14 protein-coding genes are annotated in these 14,943 nt (G+C 63.1%); 1 reads left to right on the forward strand and 13 read right to left on the reverse strand.

All coding sequences use genetic code 11. The annotated features are described in order from the left end of the window. Positions 1–194: 194 nt before the first annotated feature. The 4 genes from pheA to gyrA all read right to left on the reverse strand — a co-directional run bounded on the left by pheA (position 195) and on the right by gyrA (position 6,813). On the reverse strand, positions 195–1,301 hold the full coding sequence (pheA, locus tag THIMADRAFT_RS01235) for a prephenate dehydratase (protein ID WP_007191126.1): 1,107 nt from the start codon (positions 1,299–1,301) through the stop codon (positions 195–197). Further along, positions 1,301–2,485, reverse strand: coding sequence for a phosphoglycerate dehydrogenase (locus THIMADRAFT_RS01240; protein WP_007191127.1), 1,185 nt, complete (start codon positions 2,483–2,485; stop codon positions 1,301–1,303). The genes pheA and THIMADRAFT_RS01240 overlap by 1 nt, the downstream gene beginning before the upstream one ends. 193 nt (positions 2,486–2,678) lie before the next feature. Then, positions 2,679–3,761: a 3-phosphoserine/phosphohydroxythreonine transaminase gene (serC, locus tag THIMADRAFT_RS01245; protein WP_007191128.1), complete on the reverse strand. Its 1,083-nt coding sequence runs from the start codon at positions 3,759–3,761 to the stop codon at positions 2,679–2,681. 397 nt (positions 3,762–4,158) lie between these two features. Then, on the reverse strand, positions 4,159–6,813 hold the full coding sequence (gene gyrA / locus THIMADRAFT_RS01250; RefSeq protein WP_040729197.1) for a DNA gyrase subunit A: 2,655 nt from the start codon (positions 6,811–6,813) through the stop codon (positions 4,159–4,161). A gap of 146 nt (positions 6,814–6,959) precedes the next feature. Here gyrA and THIMADRAFT_RS01255 point away from each other — a divergent pair, with 146 nt between their 5' ends. Beyond that, on the forward strand, positions 6,960–8,348 hold the full coding sequence (locus THIMADRAFT_RS01255; RefSeq protein ID WP_007191130.1) for a DEAD/DEAH box helicase: 1,389 nt from the start codon (positions 6,960–6,962) through the stop codon (positions 8,346–8,348). 133 nt (positions 8,349–8,481) lie between these two features. Here the strand turns inward: THIMADRAFT_RS01255 and THIMADRAFT_RS01260 are convergent, their stop codons facing one another. The 9 genes from THIMADRAFT_RS01260 to secY all read right to left on the reverse strand — a co-directional run bounded on the left by THIMADRAFT_RS01260 (position 8,482) and on the right by secY (position 14,928). Beyond that, positions 8,482–9,273 carry a tellurite resistance TerB family protein gene (locus THIMADRAFT_RS01260; RefSeq protein WP_007191131.1) on the reverse strand — a complete coding sequence of 264 codons (792 nt, stop codon included), beginning with the start codon at positions 9,271–9,273 and terminating at the stop codon, positions 8,482–8,484. 373 nt (positions 9,274–9,646) lie between these two features. Beyond that, a complete protein-coding gene (locus THIMADRAFT_RS01265) occupies positions 9,647–10,399 on the reverse strand; it encodes an SAM hydrolase/SAM-dependent halogenase family protein (protein WP_007191132.1) in 753 nt (250 codons plus the stop codon). Positions 10,400–10,460: 61 nt separating this feature from the next. Further along, complete coding sequence (gene rplQ, locus THIMADRAFT_RS01270; protein WP_007191133.1) at positions 10,461–10,853, reverse strand: 50S ribosomal protein L17; 393 nt, start codon at positions 10,851–10,853, stop codon at positions 10,461–10,463. 36 nt (positions 10,854–10,889) lie between these two features. Continuing rightward, positions 10,890–11,900, reverse strand: coding sequence for a DNA-directed RNA polymerase subunit alpha (locus THIMADRAFT_RS01275; RefSeq protein WP_007191134.1), 1,011 nt, complete (start codon positions 11,898–11,900; stop codon positions 10,890–10,892). A gap of 22 nt (positions 11,901–11,922) precedes the next feature. Further along, a complete protein-coding gene (rpsD, locus tag THIMADRAFT_RS01280; protein ID WP_007191135.1) occupies positions 11,923–12,543 on the reverse strand; it encodes a 30S ribosomal protein S4 in 621 nt (206 codons plus the stop codon). Between the two features lie 19 nt (positions 12,544–12,562). Further along, positions 12,563–12,952: a 30S ribosomal protein S11 gene (gene rpsK / locus THIMADRAFT_RS01285; protein ID WP_007191136.1), complete on the reverse strand. Its 390-nt coding sequence runs from the start codon at positions 12,950–12,952 to the stop codon at positions 12,563–12,565. Positions 12,953–12,990: 38 nt separating this feature from the next. Beyond that, positions 12,991–13,347: a 30S ribosomal protein S13 gene (gene rpsM, locus THIMADRAFT_RS01290; RefSeq protein ID WP_007191137.1), complete on the reverse strand. Its 357-nt coding sequence runs from the start codon at positions 13,345–13,347 to the stop codon at positions 12,991–12,993. An 85-nt stretch (positions 13,348–13,432) separates the two neighbouring features. Beyond that, positions 13,433–13,546, reverse strand: a complete 114-nt coding sequence (gene rpmJ, locus THIMADRAFT_RS25230; RefSeq protein ID WP_083829165.1) for a 50S ribosomal protein L36 — start codon at positions 13,544–13,546, stop codon at positions 13,433–13,435. Positions 13,547–13,575: 29 nt separating this feature from the next. Next, a complete protein-coding gene (gene secY, locus THIMADRAFT_RS01295; protein WP_007191138.1) occupies positions 13,576–14,928 on the reverse strand; it encodes a preprotein translocase subunit SecY in 1,353 nt (450 codons plus the stop codon). Positions 14,929–14,943: the final 15 nt, after the last annotated feature.

Below are 14,943 nucleotides of genomic sequence, written 5' to 3' on the forward strand. Positions count from 1 at the left end.
AGGCTCGACGTAGGACGCGGTGTCGATCGACTCCGTGATCGAGACGCCCGTCATACCGATCCGGGATCGACGGCCTTAAACCTAGATCCGGCAGTTGACCGCTTCGCGCTTCATGAAAGGTCCTGACGGCCTTGATGATCACGCTCATCTGACGGCTCACCGGCTGGGTTAAGGGCGCTACGGCCGGATCTAGGTTAAAGCACCGCCAGCGGATAAGATCCGAGCACCTTGAACAAGAGCGATGCCTGCCGGAGGTTCTCCAGCGCAAGCGCAACCTTCGGGTCGTCCCTGTGACCCATGATGTCGATGAAGAAGACATAATCCCAGATGCCGCGGCGGGATGGGCGCGACTCGATGCGGGTCATGCTGATGCCGTGGGCGGCCAGAGGTGTCAGCAGGGTGTGGAGGCCGCCGGCCTGATTGCGGCAGGACAGCAGCAGACTGGTCTTGTCCTGGCCTTGGCCGCTCGGGCGCGAGTCCTGCGGACCGATGACGAGAAAACGGGTGGTATTGCCGGGCTCGTCTTCGATGCGCTCGGCGAGCACCGCGAGTCGGTAGATCTCGGCGGCTTGGAGACCCGCGACGGCCGCGGCATCCTCTTCGGTCGCGGCGGTACGGGCGGCCTCGGCGTTGCTGCCCACGGCGACGCGATCGGCGTTCGGGAGATGTCGATCCAGCCATCCGCGGCACTGCGCCAGAGATTGCTGGTGAGAATAGACGGTGCGGATCGCGCAAAGATCCTCGGTCACGCTCATGAGGTGATGGTGGATCCGCAGACTCACCTCCCCGGTGATCATCAGCGGCGAGGTCATGAACATGTCCAGGGTGTGGCTGACCACGCCCTCGGTCGAGTTCTCGACCGGTACGACGCCGAAATCGCAGGAGCCGGCCTCCACCTCGCGGAAGATCTCGCCGATGGTGGCCAGCGCGAAGGTCTTCACCGAGTGGCCGAAGTGCTTGATGGCCGCGGCTTGCGTGAAGGTCCCGGCCGGACCGAGAAAGGCGACGTTGAGCGGGCGCTCGAGGGCCAGACAGGCGGACATGATCTCGCGAAAGAGTCGCGCGACCTCTTCGCCGTCGAGCGGCCCGGGGTTAGCCGCCTTGATGCGACGCAGGACCGCAACCTCGCGCTCGGGCCGATAGAACTGCACTTGACCGCCGTCGGCCGCCGTCTTGATGTGGGCGACCTGTTGGGCGCAACGGGCGCGCTCGCTGATCAGACCCAGCAGCTCCAGATCGATCGCGTCGATCCGATTCCGCACGTCATCCAAGGCGTCGCCCTTTGCGCTCTTGTCCTCCATCAGTCGATCCGTTCCCGAGCCCCGAGACAACGCACCGAGAGGACACCGCCGATGCCGCGTAATTGCTTCGCCGTGTCTTCCGGGCACCGCTGATCGATATCGATCAGTGTCACCGCAACGTTGCCGCGCGAACGATTGAGCATATCGAGGATATTCAGCCCCGCTGCGGCCAGATCGGTCGAGATCTGCCCGACCATGTTGGGCACATTACTGTTGACGATCGCGATTCGGTAGCCGCCGTTGCGCGGGAGATTGATCTCCGGAAAATTCACCGAGTTGGTCACGTTGCCGTCCTCGAGATAGTCGCGGATCTCGTCGGCGACCATCACCGCGCAGTTCTCCTCCGCCTCTTTGGTCGAGGCGCCGAGATGCGGCAACGTGATCACCCGCGGATGGTCCTTCAACAGGTTGCTCGGGAAATCGCAGCAGTAGGCATAGAGGTGGCCCTGATCCAGCGCCGTGACGACCGCGTCGTCGTCGATGATCCCGTCGCGCGAAAAATTCAGCAGGACAGCGCCCTTGCGCAGTGTGCGCAGCCGCTCGGCGTTGATCATGTGCCGAGTATCGGCCGTCAGCGGGACGTGGAAGGTGACGAAATCCGAGCGCGAGAGCAGATCGTCGATGCTCAGCGCCGGCTGCACGTCGCTCTCGAGCTGCCAGGCGCGCTGGACCGTGATGGTCGGGTCATAACCGACGACGCGCATCCCGAGTGAACGTGCCGCGTTGGCGACCTTCACCCCGATCGCGCCGAGTCCGATGACACCCAGCGTACGCCCCGGCAGCTCGAAGCCGACGAACTGCTTCTTCCCCGCCTCGACCGCCTGGTGGATGGACGTATCGTCGCCCTCGAGCTCACGCGCGAAGCGCCAGGCCTGGCCGATATTGCGCGCCGCGATCAACATGCCCGCGATCACCAGCTCCTTGACGGCGTTCGCATTGGCACCGGGTGCATTGAAGACCGCCACGCCGCGCTCGGTCATTGCCTGAACCGGAACATTGTTGGTCCCGGCGCCGGCGCGCCCGATCGCCTGCACGCTCGACGGGATGTCGGCCGCATCCATCTTGGCCGATCGCACCAGGATGGCATCCGGATGGGCGATCTCCGAAGCGACCTCGTAGCGGTCTCGCGGCAACCGGTCGAGCCCGGCGACGGCGATATTATTGAGCGTTTGAATCTTAAACACTGAATCGCGTCCTGAGTAATAAACGGATGTAGAGTGGATGCACGAGCGTCGAGCACGTCAACTGGCCTTTCAGCCGACGCGATTCAGAAAAAAGAAAAAAAGATCATCCTGAACCGCGTCCGCGCCGAGGGCCGAGGTGACATGCAGCGCAAAACCAAAACCCGGACCGCGCATGTCACGCCGATGACGCGGTTCAGCCGTGCTTGCGCTCGAACTCCTGCATGAAACCGACCAGCGCCTCGACCCCGTCCTGCGGCATTGCATTGTAGATGCTGGCGCGCATGCCGCCGACCGAGCGATGGCCCTTGAGCGTCGTCAGGTTGGCGGCCTTGGCCTCCTTGATGAAGGTGTCGTCAAGCTCGGGATTCGCGAGCGTGAAGGGGACGTTCATCCAGGAGCGCGATGCCGGCTCGACCGGGTTCTTGAAGAAGCCCGAGTCATCGATCGTCTTGTAGAGCAGCTCGGCCTTGCGGGCGTTGATCTTGCCCATCGCCTCCAGCCCGCCGATACCCTTCAACCAGTCGAATACCAGCCCGGCGAGATACCAGGCATAGGTCGGCGGGGTGTTGTACATGGAGTCGTTGTCAGCCTGAACCTTATAGTCGAGCATGGTCGGTGTTCCGGAGAGGGTCTGGCCGAGCAGATCCTCGCGGACGATGACGATGGTGAGCCCCGCCGGGCCGATGTTCTTCTGGGCACCGGCGTAGATGAGTCCAAAGCGCGAGACATCGATCGGGCGCGACAGAATGGTCGAGGACATGTCCGCAACCAGGGGCTTGTCGCCGACATCCGGGACGTAAGGAAACTCGACGCCCTCGATCGTCTCGTTGGGGGTGTAATGGACATAGGCGGCATCGTCGCTCAAGGTCAGCTCGTCCTGACGCGGGGCCCGGGTGAAGCGCTCGGCCTCGGTAGTGGCGGCGACGTGGACTTGACCATAGCGGCGCGCCTCGGCAATCGCCTTCTTGGACCAGGAACCGGTGTTCAGATAGTCCGCACTGGCCGCACCGCGCAGCAGATTCATCGGGATCGCAGCAAACTGGGTGGATGCGCCACCCTGAAGGAACAGGACCTTGTAGTTGGTCGGGACCGCCAGAAGCTCGCGCAGATCCGCCTCGGCTTGAGCCGCGATCGACATGAACTCCTTGCCGCGATGGCTCATCTCGGCGACACACATGCCGCTGCCGCGCCACTCGAGCATCTCGTCGCGCGCCCTGCTCAGGACAGGCTCAGGAAGCATTGCGGGGCCTGCGCTGAAGTTGTAAACCCGAGCCATTCTGTGATCTCCGTTAAACCGCGCCCGGCGCGGCATGCGATGTTTTTGGATGGGAGCGGCCCCGCCAGCCTTGACGAGCGTTGGAGCCGGCACGACTTAAGCGATTAAAACATATATCGATTTAAACCACGCCCCCGCTCAGGGTCGTGGATGCGCCGAAAGGCGAGCTCACTCGAAAATCAGCATCTCGTGCCGGACGCGGTTGAGTCTCGACAGAACGTTCGAGATTCAAACCGCGAAGGTGGAACGGGCGCGACGCGATGCAAGTTCCGATCTGTTGCGCCATCATGCCGATGGATCGCGCGGTTGTCGATTTCCCGGGGTCGTGCGTCGGCAGGCGTGGCCGACGGTACGACTCCGTGCCCTTGCGCAAACCGCACGCCGACAACAAGGGCTGCTATCCCTGCGGATCGCTGTCGGGATCCGGCTCGGCGTCCCCGGAGACATCGTCGCCGGTCGGTCCCTCCGGGTCCTGTGCGTCGTCATTCTCGGCGAGATCCCCGGTCCCCTCCTTCTCGCCCTCCAGCGCGACGATCCGCTCGAGATAGACAAGCCGCTCGCCCTCGCCGAGATTGATCAGCTTCACGCCCTGTGCACTGCGTCCGACGACCGGGATCTGATCGATCGGGGTGCGAATCAGGGTTCCGCCCTCGGTGATCAACATGATCTCGTCGTCGGGACGCACCAGCACGGCACCGACCTGCGCGCCGTTGCGCTCGGAGGTGCTGATCCCGATCACGCCCTTGGTGCCGCGACCCTTGGTCGGGAAGTCCTCCACGCGCGTGCGCTTGCCGAAACCGTTCTCGGTCACGCTCAGCACGGTGCCGGGCTCGGCCACCAACAACGAGATGACCTTCTGGCCGGGCGCGAGCTGCACGCCGCGTACGCCATGCGCCGTCCGCCCCATCGCCCGCACCGCGCCCTCGCTGAAACGCACGGCCTTGCCGGCAGAGGTGAAGAGCATGAGGTCCTGCTTGCCGTCGGTGATGGCAACGCCGATAAGATATTCGTCCTCATGCAGGTCGATCGCGATGATGCCGCGCGAGAGTGGCCGCGAGAAGTCCCCGAGGGGTGTCTTCTTGACCGTGCCGGCACTGGTGGCCATAAAGACGAAATAGCCGGACTCGTAGTCGCGCACCGGCAGGACGGCGTTGATACGCTCGCCGGCCTCGAGCGGCAGCAGGTTGACCATTGGCCGACCGCGTGCGCCGCGTCCGGCCTGCGGCAGCTCGTAGACCTTGAGCCAATAGACCCGGCCACGGCTCGAGAAGCAGAGCACGGTGTCGCGCGAATTGGCGACGAAGATGCGGTCGATGAAGTCCTCTTCCTTGAAGGAGGTGGCACTCTTGCCTTTGCCGCCCCGCCGCTGCGCCTGATAGTCGCTGATCGGCTGGGCCTTGACGTAGCCCTGATGCGACATGGTCACCACGACCTCTTCGGGCGCGATCATGTCCTCCAGGGTGAGGTCGGTATGGTCGACCTGGATCTCGGTGCGCCGATCGTCGCCGAACTGATCGCGGATCGCCGTGAGCTCCTCGCGGATCACGTCCATGAGGCGATCGGATTCGGAGAGGATCAACAGGAGGGCAGCGATCTTGTCGAGGATCTCTTTGAACTCGTCGAGGATCTTGTCCTGCTCCAGCCCGGTCAGGCGTTGAAGCTGAAGATCCAGGATCGCCTTGGCTTGACGCTCGCTCAGCCGATATCCCCCGTCGACCAGACCGAAGGCCGCGTCGAGCTCCTCGGGGCGGGTCTGCTCCGCGCCCGCACGCTCGAGCATGCCGGTCACCGAGCCGGGCGCCCAGGTCCGCGCCATCAGTCCCTCGCGCGCCTCGGCCGGGTTGGCCGATGCCTTGATCAGGGCGATGATCTCGTCGATGTTCGCCAACGCGATCGCATAGCCTTCCAAGACGTGGGCGCGGTCGCGGGCCTTGCGCAGCTCGAAGAGTGTGCGGCGCGTCACCACGTCGCGGCGGTGACGGATGAAGTATTCGAGGATCTGCTTGAGGTTTAGCGTGCGCGGCTGGCCGTCGACCAGGGCGACCATGTTGATGCCGAAGACCTGCTGCATCTGGGTGTGCTGGTAGAGGTTGGCCAGCAGCACCTCGGCGTAAGCGTCGCGCTTGAGCTCGATGACGACACGCATCCCGTCCTTGTCGGACTCGTCGCGCAGCCCGTCCTGGGCGATGCCCTCGATCTTCTTTTCCTTCACCAGCTCGGCGATGCGCTCGAGCAGACGCGCCTTGTTGACCTGGTAGGGCAGCTCGGTGACCACGATCGCCTCGCGTCCGCTGCGCTTCTGGACCTCGATCATGGTGCGGGCACGGATGACCGCTCGGCCGCGCCCCGTCCGGTAGGCCTCGCGGATGCCGCGCACGCCGTTGATGAGGGCCGCGGTGGGAAAATCCGGGCCGGGCACCAGCACCATCAGCTCGTCGATCGTGATCGACGGGTTGTCGATGAGCGCCAGGCACGCGTCGATGACCTCGCGCAGGTTGTGCGGCGGGATGTTGGTGGCCATGCCCACGGCGATACCGGAGGAGCCGTTGACCAGCAGATTCGGGAAGCGCGCCGGGAGCACGACCGGCTCATGCTCGGTGTTGTCGTAATTGGGGATGAAGTCGACCGTGTCCTTGTCCAGATCGTCGAGCAGCGCATCGGCGATGCGCGTCATCCGCACCTCCGTGTAGCGCATGGCCGCCGGCGGATCGCCGTCGACCGAGCCGAAGTTGCCCTGCCCGTCCACCAGCAGGTAGCGCATCGAGAAACGCTGCGCCATGCGGACCATGGTGTCGTAGATGGCCGAGTCGCCGTGAGGGTGGTACTTACCCATGACGTCGCCGACCACGCGCGCCGATTTGCGGTAGGCACGGTTCCAGACGTTGCCCTGCTCGCTCATCGAGAAGAGGACACGCCGGTGGACCGGCTTGAGTCCGTCGCGCACATCGGGAAGCGCGCGTCCCACGATCACGCTCATGGCGTAATCGAGATAGGACTGACGCATCTCGTCCTCGAGATTGATCGGAAGGACTTCTCTTGCGAAATCTGCCATGGGCGTGGTGAACCGACGTTGAGGCGTGCCGCGCGGAGCACCGGTGCGGGCCGCGTTAGTGCTGTTTGGTTAGCCGATGAAGTTTACCACGCGGGGACACCCCTTCCCCATCCAAGAAGGCGCATATTTGGTGTATCGTGGCGCCCATGAACAGGAACTTTGCTGATTTTTTGTTTCCGGACGCGCTTATGCGCGGACTGGAGAAAGAGGGTTTCGCGACCCCGACCCAGGTCCAAGCCCAGGTCATCCCGGCCGCGATGGAGGGTCTCGATCTCCTGGTTTCGGCCGCGACGGGCTCCGGGAAAACCGCCGCCTTTCTGCTGCCGATCATGGAGCGCTTGGTCGGCGCGCCACGCCCCGACAGCGGGACGCGCGCCTTGGTGTTGGTGCCGACTCGCGAGCTGGCCCGCCAGATCCATGTGCACTTCACGCGTCTCGGCAGCTACACGCGCCTGAACAACGGCGTGATCACGGGCGGCGATTCAAAGGCGCATCAGATCGCGACCTTGCGCAAGAACCCGGAGATCCTGGTGGCGACGCCGGGGCGCTTGCTGGAGCTTCTGGAAACCGGCGAGGCCGACCTGAGCGACCTGGAAATCCTGGTTCTCGACGAGGCCGACCGGATGCTCGACATGGGCTTCGTCGACGATGTCCTGACGATCATCGCTCGGACCAACCCGGCGCGCCAGTCGATGTTGTTCTCGGCGACCCTGCACCATCGGGGTCTGAGCCGCATCACAGAACGTATGCTCCGCGAGCCGCGCGTGGTGACCGTCAACCCGGTCCGCGAGCAGCATCCGAACATCACGAATCAGGTCCTCCTCAGCGATGGACCGGAGCACAAGCAGCAACAGCTTCTTTGGCTGCTCCGCAACGAGAACTACGAGAAGGCACTGGTCTTCAGCAATACCCGCGACGGGGCAACGGCGCTCGGGAATTATCTGATCGGCGAGGGTCAACGCGCCGCCGTGCTGCACGGAGAGCTGGAGCAACGCGAACGCAATCGCGTCGTCGGGCTCCTGCATAGCGGGCGCGTCAACGTCCTGATCGCCACCGATGTCGCGGCCCGTGGCCTCGACATCCCGGGTGTGGAGCGGGTCATCAATTTCGACCTGCCGCGCAGCGGTGACGACTACCTGCATCGCACCGGACGGACCGGCCGAGCCGGCGAGCAGGGCGTGGCCATCTCGCTGGTCGGGGCCTCCGAATGGAATCGGCTCGAGAGCATCGAGCGGTATCTGAATCTCGGCCTCGAGCGTCGCAGCATCGACGGGCTCAAGGCGTCCTTCAAGGGGCCGACCAAACGCTCGGGGGGGAAGAAGGGGGCGAAGAAGACAGCGACCAAGACCCTCGGCGCGAAGGCCGCCACGCCCAAGCCCAAGGATCGTCTACGCGACCGCAAGAACATCGGCAAACGGCGTCGGCCCAAGGCAGCCTCGGGAAGCGAGGTCGGGGTCGAGGCCGGTCACGCGCCGCTCGGGAAGAGACGGATCGCTCGCACGGAGCCCGAACAAGGCAGCGGGACCAAGTACTGACCCTCGAGAGTGAGTCGGTCTCGGACGCGGGCATCAAACGTCTCCGGCCTCGGAGACCCGCAACGGCACGAGAACTGATCCGAGGTTTCGTGCCGTTGCCTGTATGCCCGCGGCGAGATCCGATTCGCCGACCTCAGGCGGCAACGCCCATCGATTGGTGGATGTGTTTTACAACCAACGGATGCAGCCCGGTCTTCTCGGCGAACCGGCGCAGATAGTCCTGCTCTTGCGGGGTGTCGAGCTCGACCGCAAGCAGTGAGGCCGCATAGACCTCGGCAGCGACCTCGGGGCTCGGAATCTCGGCCACGAAGGCGTCTAGATTCAGCGGCTCACGCAACTCCGTCATCAACCACTCTTGTGCGCCTGCACCCATGCCGGCGGCCTCGACCTTCCCGACGATACGCTGAATCTCCTCGACGCTCACCTGGCCATCCGATTTGGCGATATTGATCATGCCCTTGATGACCAACTGTGCAGTATTCTCCATCGCCTGCTCCTCCGCTGCGGTCCGGGGCGCCCTGAGGCCCAGCGGCAACTCCGCGGACTCGCTCGCGGCAGATGCTCCGGAGGACTGGGCCGCCTGACCCGATTCGGTGAACGCCTTGTAGGCGATCCCGGCCAGCATCGCCAGCGCACCGCCGGTCATCGCGCCTTTCACGGAATCGCCGCCGCCGCCCAAGACCGAGCCCAGCACGGCCCCGAGACCGCCGGCCTGCATCGGATTTTGGGAGGCATTCCCGATCGTTCCCTTGGCCATCTCGAGAAGCTTACCGAGCATATCGCCCCCGCCCCCGCCACCCTGCGCACCGATCGTCCGACCGAGATTCGCCTGCAGGTCTTGAAGCGCAGTCCCCATCCGTCCCGAGCCGGACTGGGTCATGGTGCTCTGAATGAAGCCGCCGAGTAGATCGCCGAAGTTCGCCATATCGTTCTCCGATGCAGATGGATCGAAAGATGGTCCTCGCGCGGGGCGTGCTTCGGGGGTCCAAACGCTCTCGACCGAGTGGTAGCTCGTCGGAAGAGCGCCATCTCCATGGTCCGCGAAGCCCCGAAATGAAGCACGAAGCGGTGGGCTGCAGAACCTCGGACGAGAAGTCCCGAGCGGCTGGACGCTGCCGTGCGGCCTCTCCCGTACACTTCGCTCTCTACCCCCGGCAAGCGGAATCTAGTGCCTCGACGCCACAAAAACCAGAGCTGTCGGCGACGACGCGTCTACTTCTGCACAATTCAAGCAGAACACGGCCGTCGAGCGACGCTTGGAGTCCGCCGCGCGTAGGACGCGATGCCGGGCGCTCCGCTCAGTTCGGACGCGTGAACGGTCCGACGGCGTCACCGGGCGACAGGGCGAGCAGTCGATCCGCGCGGCCTTGATTCACCGCGATTTCCACGAGGCCGAAGGCGTTCTCGTACCAGAACGCCTCGCCCGGCATCACCTCGCAGAAGGTTCTCGCATGAGGTAGTGCACGGTTGCCGACACGTAGTAATTGCGTAGAGCAATGATTCGCCGCATGCAGTCCCGTCATCAGATTGCCGAAACGATCGACATAGACCACTGCGGCCCGTTCGCTCGGCCAGTCGGACCCAACCATCTCGGAAGGGTCGAGCGGCGTCGCCTGAAGGTCTTTTCCGGCAGACAGCCTGGCCGCGGCGGGGGCGAACCAATCACGTCCGTGAAAACTCGCCGACAGCGCGGCTGGGTACCACCCGATGCGCTGTACGGACGCACCCTCCGTGCAGCGCACAAGCGGGGCCAAGAGTCCGTTGTCGGGCGCAATAAACCAGCAGTCCCGAGCCCTTGCCAGAAGCCCGCCGCGCGGACCGCCGACGCCCGGATCCACAACACAAACATAGATTGCGCCGCCGGGCATGTCGCGAATCAACGCCGGCAAGAGATAGGCAGCCAGATCGACCCGGAACGCAGGAAGGTCATGAACGAGATCCACGACCGGAGCCCCGGGCAGGAGACTGCCGAGCCGAGCCCGCATCTGCCCGACATAGATGCCTTCGCCGAAATCCGTGACGAGCACGATGGGTTGGATCGGCCTCGTCATGATTCAACAAAAAAACCGGGCGCAGGCCCGGTTCTGTTTCACAAAGACATCAAGAGGCAAATCAATCCTCGTCGTCTTCCACTGCCACCGCATTCGCCGGGCGATCGACCAGCTCGACGTACGCCATCGGCGCCGCATCACCGGCTCGAAAGCCACACTTGAGGATACGCAGATAGCCGCCGGGCCGCGCCTGATAGCGCGGACCAAGCTCGACGAACAGCTTGCCGACCGCTTCCTTGTCGCGCAGCCGCGCGAACGCGAGGCGCCGGGTATGTACGGAATCGCTCTTTGCCAGCGTGATCAGCGGCTCGGCGACGCGGCGCAGCTCCTTGGCCTTCGGCAGCGTGGTCTTGATCAGCTCATGACGGAACAACGAGGCAGCCATGTTGCGAAACATGGCCTCGCGATGCGAGCCGGTGCGATTGAGGTGCCTTCCGGCATTGCGATGACGCATGGTCCTAATCCCGAATAGTTCTTGAGTCGAATAGCGTTAGCGAATGCCGAGCTCGGCGATATTGTCCGGCGGCCAGTTCTCGAGACGCATCCCGAGCGAAAGCCCACGCGTTGCAAGCACGTCCTTGATCTCGGTCAGCGACTTCTTACCGAGGTTGGGCGTCTTGAGAAGCTCCACCTCGGTACGTTGAATCAAATCGCCGATCAAGTAGATGTTCTCTGCCTTCAAACAGTTCGCCGAGCGAACGGTCAGCTCGAGATCGTCGACCGGGCGAAGGAGAATCGGATCGTACGGCGACTCGTCGCGGGCCTCCAGCACCTGCGTATCGGACGGGCCGGAGCCTTCCAGGGCTACGAAGCTCGACAACTGATCCCGCAAAATCGTCGCAGCGCGTTGGATGGCCTCGCGCGGATCGATTGTGCCGTTGGTCTCCAGGTCGATCACCAGCCGATCCAAATCGGTACGTTGCTCGACACGGGCGGACTGGACCTCGATCGCAACGCGCCGAACGGGGCTGTAGGATGCGTCGAGCGGCAGCTTGCCGATCGGTCGATCCTCCCCCTCTTCGACCTCGCGTTGCGTCGCAGGCTCGTAGCCTCGGCCGCGACGAATCGTCATCGACATGCTCAACTCGCCCTCGGTCATATTCGCGATGACCAGATGGGGGTTGGCAATCTCCGCCGTGTGATCGATCGCGATGTCCGCAGCCGTCACAACACCCGGGCCGGACTTACTGACCGTAAAGGTCGCCTCGTCCTTACCCTTGAGAGAGATGGCAAGCTGCTTGAGGTTGAGCAGGATCTCTAGAACGTCTTCCTGTACGCCGGGGATCGTGGTGTACTCGTGCAAGACGCCCTGGATTTCGACCTCCGTCACCGCCCAGCCATCCATCGAAGACAAGAGAATACGGCGCAGCGCGTTGCCGAGGGTGTGCCCGAAGCCACGCTCGAGCGGCTCCAGGGAGACCCTGGCATGCGTCGTGCTGCCGTCCACCGCCTCGACACGTACGATTCGCGGCTTAAGAAATTCGCCAATAGCGTCAGTCATTCAGTGCCCCTCACGAAGCTCCTTACTTGGAGTACAACTCGACGATCAGCGATTCGTTGATGTCGGCCGGCAGATCCGAACGATCCGGAATGCGCTTGAAGACGCCCTTTAAGCCTTTGGTATCGACATCGACCCAGTCCGGGAAGCCGTATTGCTCGGCAAGTGCCAACGCGTTTTGCACGCGCACCTGCTTCTTCGCGGCCTCTCGGACCTCGACGTGGTCATCGGCGCCAACTTGGTAGGAAGCGATGTTGACGACTCGGCCGTTGACCAAGATCGCCTTGTGGCTGACCAACTGACGTGCCTCGGAGCGCGTAGCACCGAAACCCATCCGGTACACGACATTGTCGAGCCGCCGCTCGAGGAGCTGCAGCAGATTCTCGCCGGTCGCACCCTTCGCTTGGGCAGCCTTCTTGTAATAATTGCGGAACTGACGCTCCATCAGCCCGTAGATCCGGCGAACTTTCTGCTTCTCGCGAAGCTGGACGCCGTAGTCGGAGAGCCGACGCCGACGGTCCGTCGTCTGACCGGGCTGTTTTTCGAGGTTGCACTTCGTGTCCAGCGAACGCGCGCGGCTCTTCAGGGCGAGATCGGTCCCCTCGCGCCGAGCGAGTTTGCAGGTTGGGCCTGTATAACGTGCCATGTCTCTACCTGTTCCTGTATCAGACGCGCCGCTTCTTGGGCGGGCGGCAGCCGTTGTGCGGGATCGGTGTCACGTCGGTAATGCTCGTGATCTTGAATCCGGCGTTGTTGAGTGCACGCACCGCCGATTCACGACCCGGACCGGGCCCCTTCACGTTGACGTCGAGATTGCGCAGCCCGTAATCCTTGACCGCTTGGCCGGCCTTGTCGGCCGCGACCTGTGCGGCGAAGGGCGTGCTTTTGCGCGATCCCCGGAACCCGGAGCCGCCTGCGGTCGCCCAAGACAAGACGTTGCCTTGGCGGTCCGTAATGGTGATGATGGTGTTGTTGAAGGAGGCGTGGACGTGAGCAATCCCATCCGCAACCTGCTTCTTGATCTTTTTCTTGATCGTACGAGTCGGTTTAGCCATTCGAGGTTATCCAGCCCTTTCGCTGCGCCCAAGCGCCCTTATCGTTTGATGGGACGACGCGGACCCTTGCGGGTACGTGCGTTCGTGCGGGTCCGCTGGCCGCGCAACGGCAAGCCTCGACGGTGGCGGATACCGCGGTTGCAGCCGAGATCCATCAAGCGCTTGATGTTCATCGACACTTCGCGGCGCAAGTCACCTTCGACGGAGAACTTGCCGACCTCGTTGCGCAGTTTGTCGACCTCTTCTTCCGTGAGGTTCTGAACCTTGGCATCGCGCGGAACACCGGCGGCGTCGCAGATCACAGCGGCACGCACGCGGCCGATGCCATAAATCGAAGTCAACGCGATTACTGCGTGCTTCTTGTCCGGGATGTTGACGCCGGCGATACGGGCCATAGCTTAGAAACCCCTGAAATCCAAATTGCCAAGCGGGTAAACCGCGTAGTATATCAAACTGTAGCCTTCAATCAAGCCGGAGATCCTAACCCTGGCGTTGCTTGTGGCGCGGGTCCTTGCAGATGACCCGGACAGTACCGTTGCGACGGATAATCTTGCAGTTCCGGCACAACTTCTTAACGGATGCTCTTACTTTCATTTGTTCTCTCCTTCAGACTCGAGCGCCACTCAGCGCAGCATGCCGGCGCCCGGCGACTTTAGGTTTGCCTTCCGCATCAAGCCTTCATACTGATGTGACATCAAGTGGGCTTGAACCTGGGCCATGAAATCCATTACCACCACCACGACGATCAGCAAGGAGGTGCCGCCGAAGTAGAAAGGCACGTTATAGCCGACGATGAGAAACTCGGGCAGCAGGCACACCGCGGTGATGTAGATCGCACCGGCGGCCGTCAACCGCGTCATCACCGTGTCGATGTACCGTGCCGTCTGCTCGCCGGGTCTGATCCCCGGAATGAAAGCCCCGGAGCGCTTCAGATTGTCGGCCGTATCCTTGGCGTTGAAGACCAAGGCGGTATAGAAAAAGCAAAAGAAGATGATCGCGGCTGCATAAAGCAGCACGTAGATCGGCTCCCCGGGCGACAGCTTCGATGTGATATCCGCCAACCAGCGCATATCCTCGCTGCTCCCGAACCACTGACCCAGGGTTCCGGGGAACAGAATGATGCTCGACGCGAAGATCGGAGGAATCACGCCGGCCATATTCAGCTTCAGAGGCAGATGCGTGCTCTGCGCCTGCATCATCTTTCGCCCTTGCTGGCGCCGCGCATAGTTCACCGTGATCCGCCGCTGGCCTCTCTCGACGAAGACCACGAAGGCCGTCACCGCGAGCGCCATGGCAAACAAGGCCAGGACCGCCAGCGAATTCATCTCGCCTGTCCGCGCCAGCTCGAGCGTCCCGCCCAACGCGGCGGGCAGCCCGGCAACGATTCCGGCAAAGATGATCAACGAGATCCCGTTGCCGATGCCGCGCTCGGTGATCTGCTCGCCGAGCCACATGAGGAACATGGTCCCGGTGACCAGAGACACCGTCGCCGTGAAAACGAAGCCCATCCCCGCGTGACTGACCAACGCCGAACCGCCGGCGGTCTGTCCCTGCAGCGCCATCGAAATCCCGACCGCTTGAAAGGTCGCCAAGACGACGGTGCCGTAGCGCGTGTACTGGGTAATCTTCCGACGCCCGGATTCACCTTCCTTCTTCAACTGCTCGAGCTTCGGAACCACGGAGGTCATCAACTGCATGATGATCGACGCCGAGATGTAAGGCATGATCCCCAGTGCAAAGAGACTCGCACGCTCCAAAGCCCCGCCCGAGAACATGTTGAACATGTCCAGGATCGAGCCTTGATTTTGGTCGAACAGGATGGCCAACGCCTCCGGGTTCACACCCGGAACGGGGATGAAGGTCCCGATGCGATAGACCAGGAGGGCACCGACTACGAACAGCAATCGCGCCCGCAGCTCGGTCAGTCGCCCCATCCCGCCGAGCGACTGCCCCATCGATCCGACATTCTTAGCCATCCGATTCGTGCCTTT

This window comes from Thiocapsa marina 5811, assembly GCF_000223985.1.
Classification (GTDB): Bacteria; Pseudomonadota; Gammaproteobacteria; order Chromatiales; family Chromatiaceae; genus Thiocapsa; species Thiocapsa marina.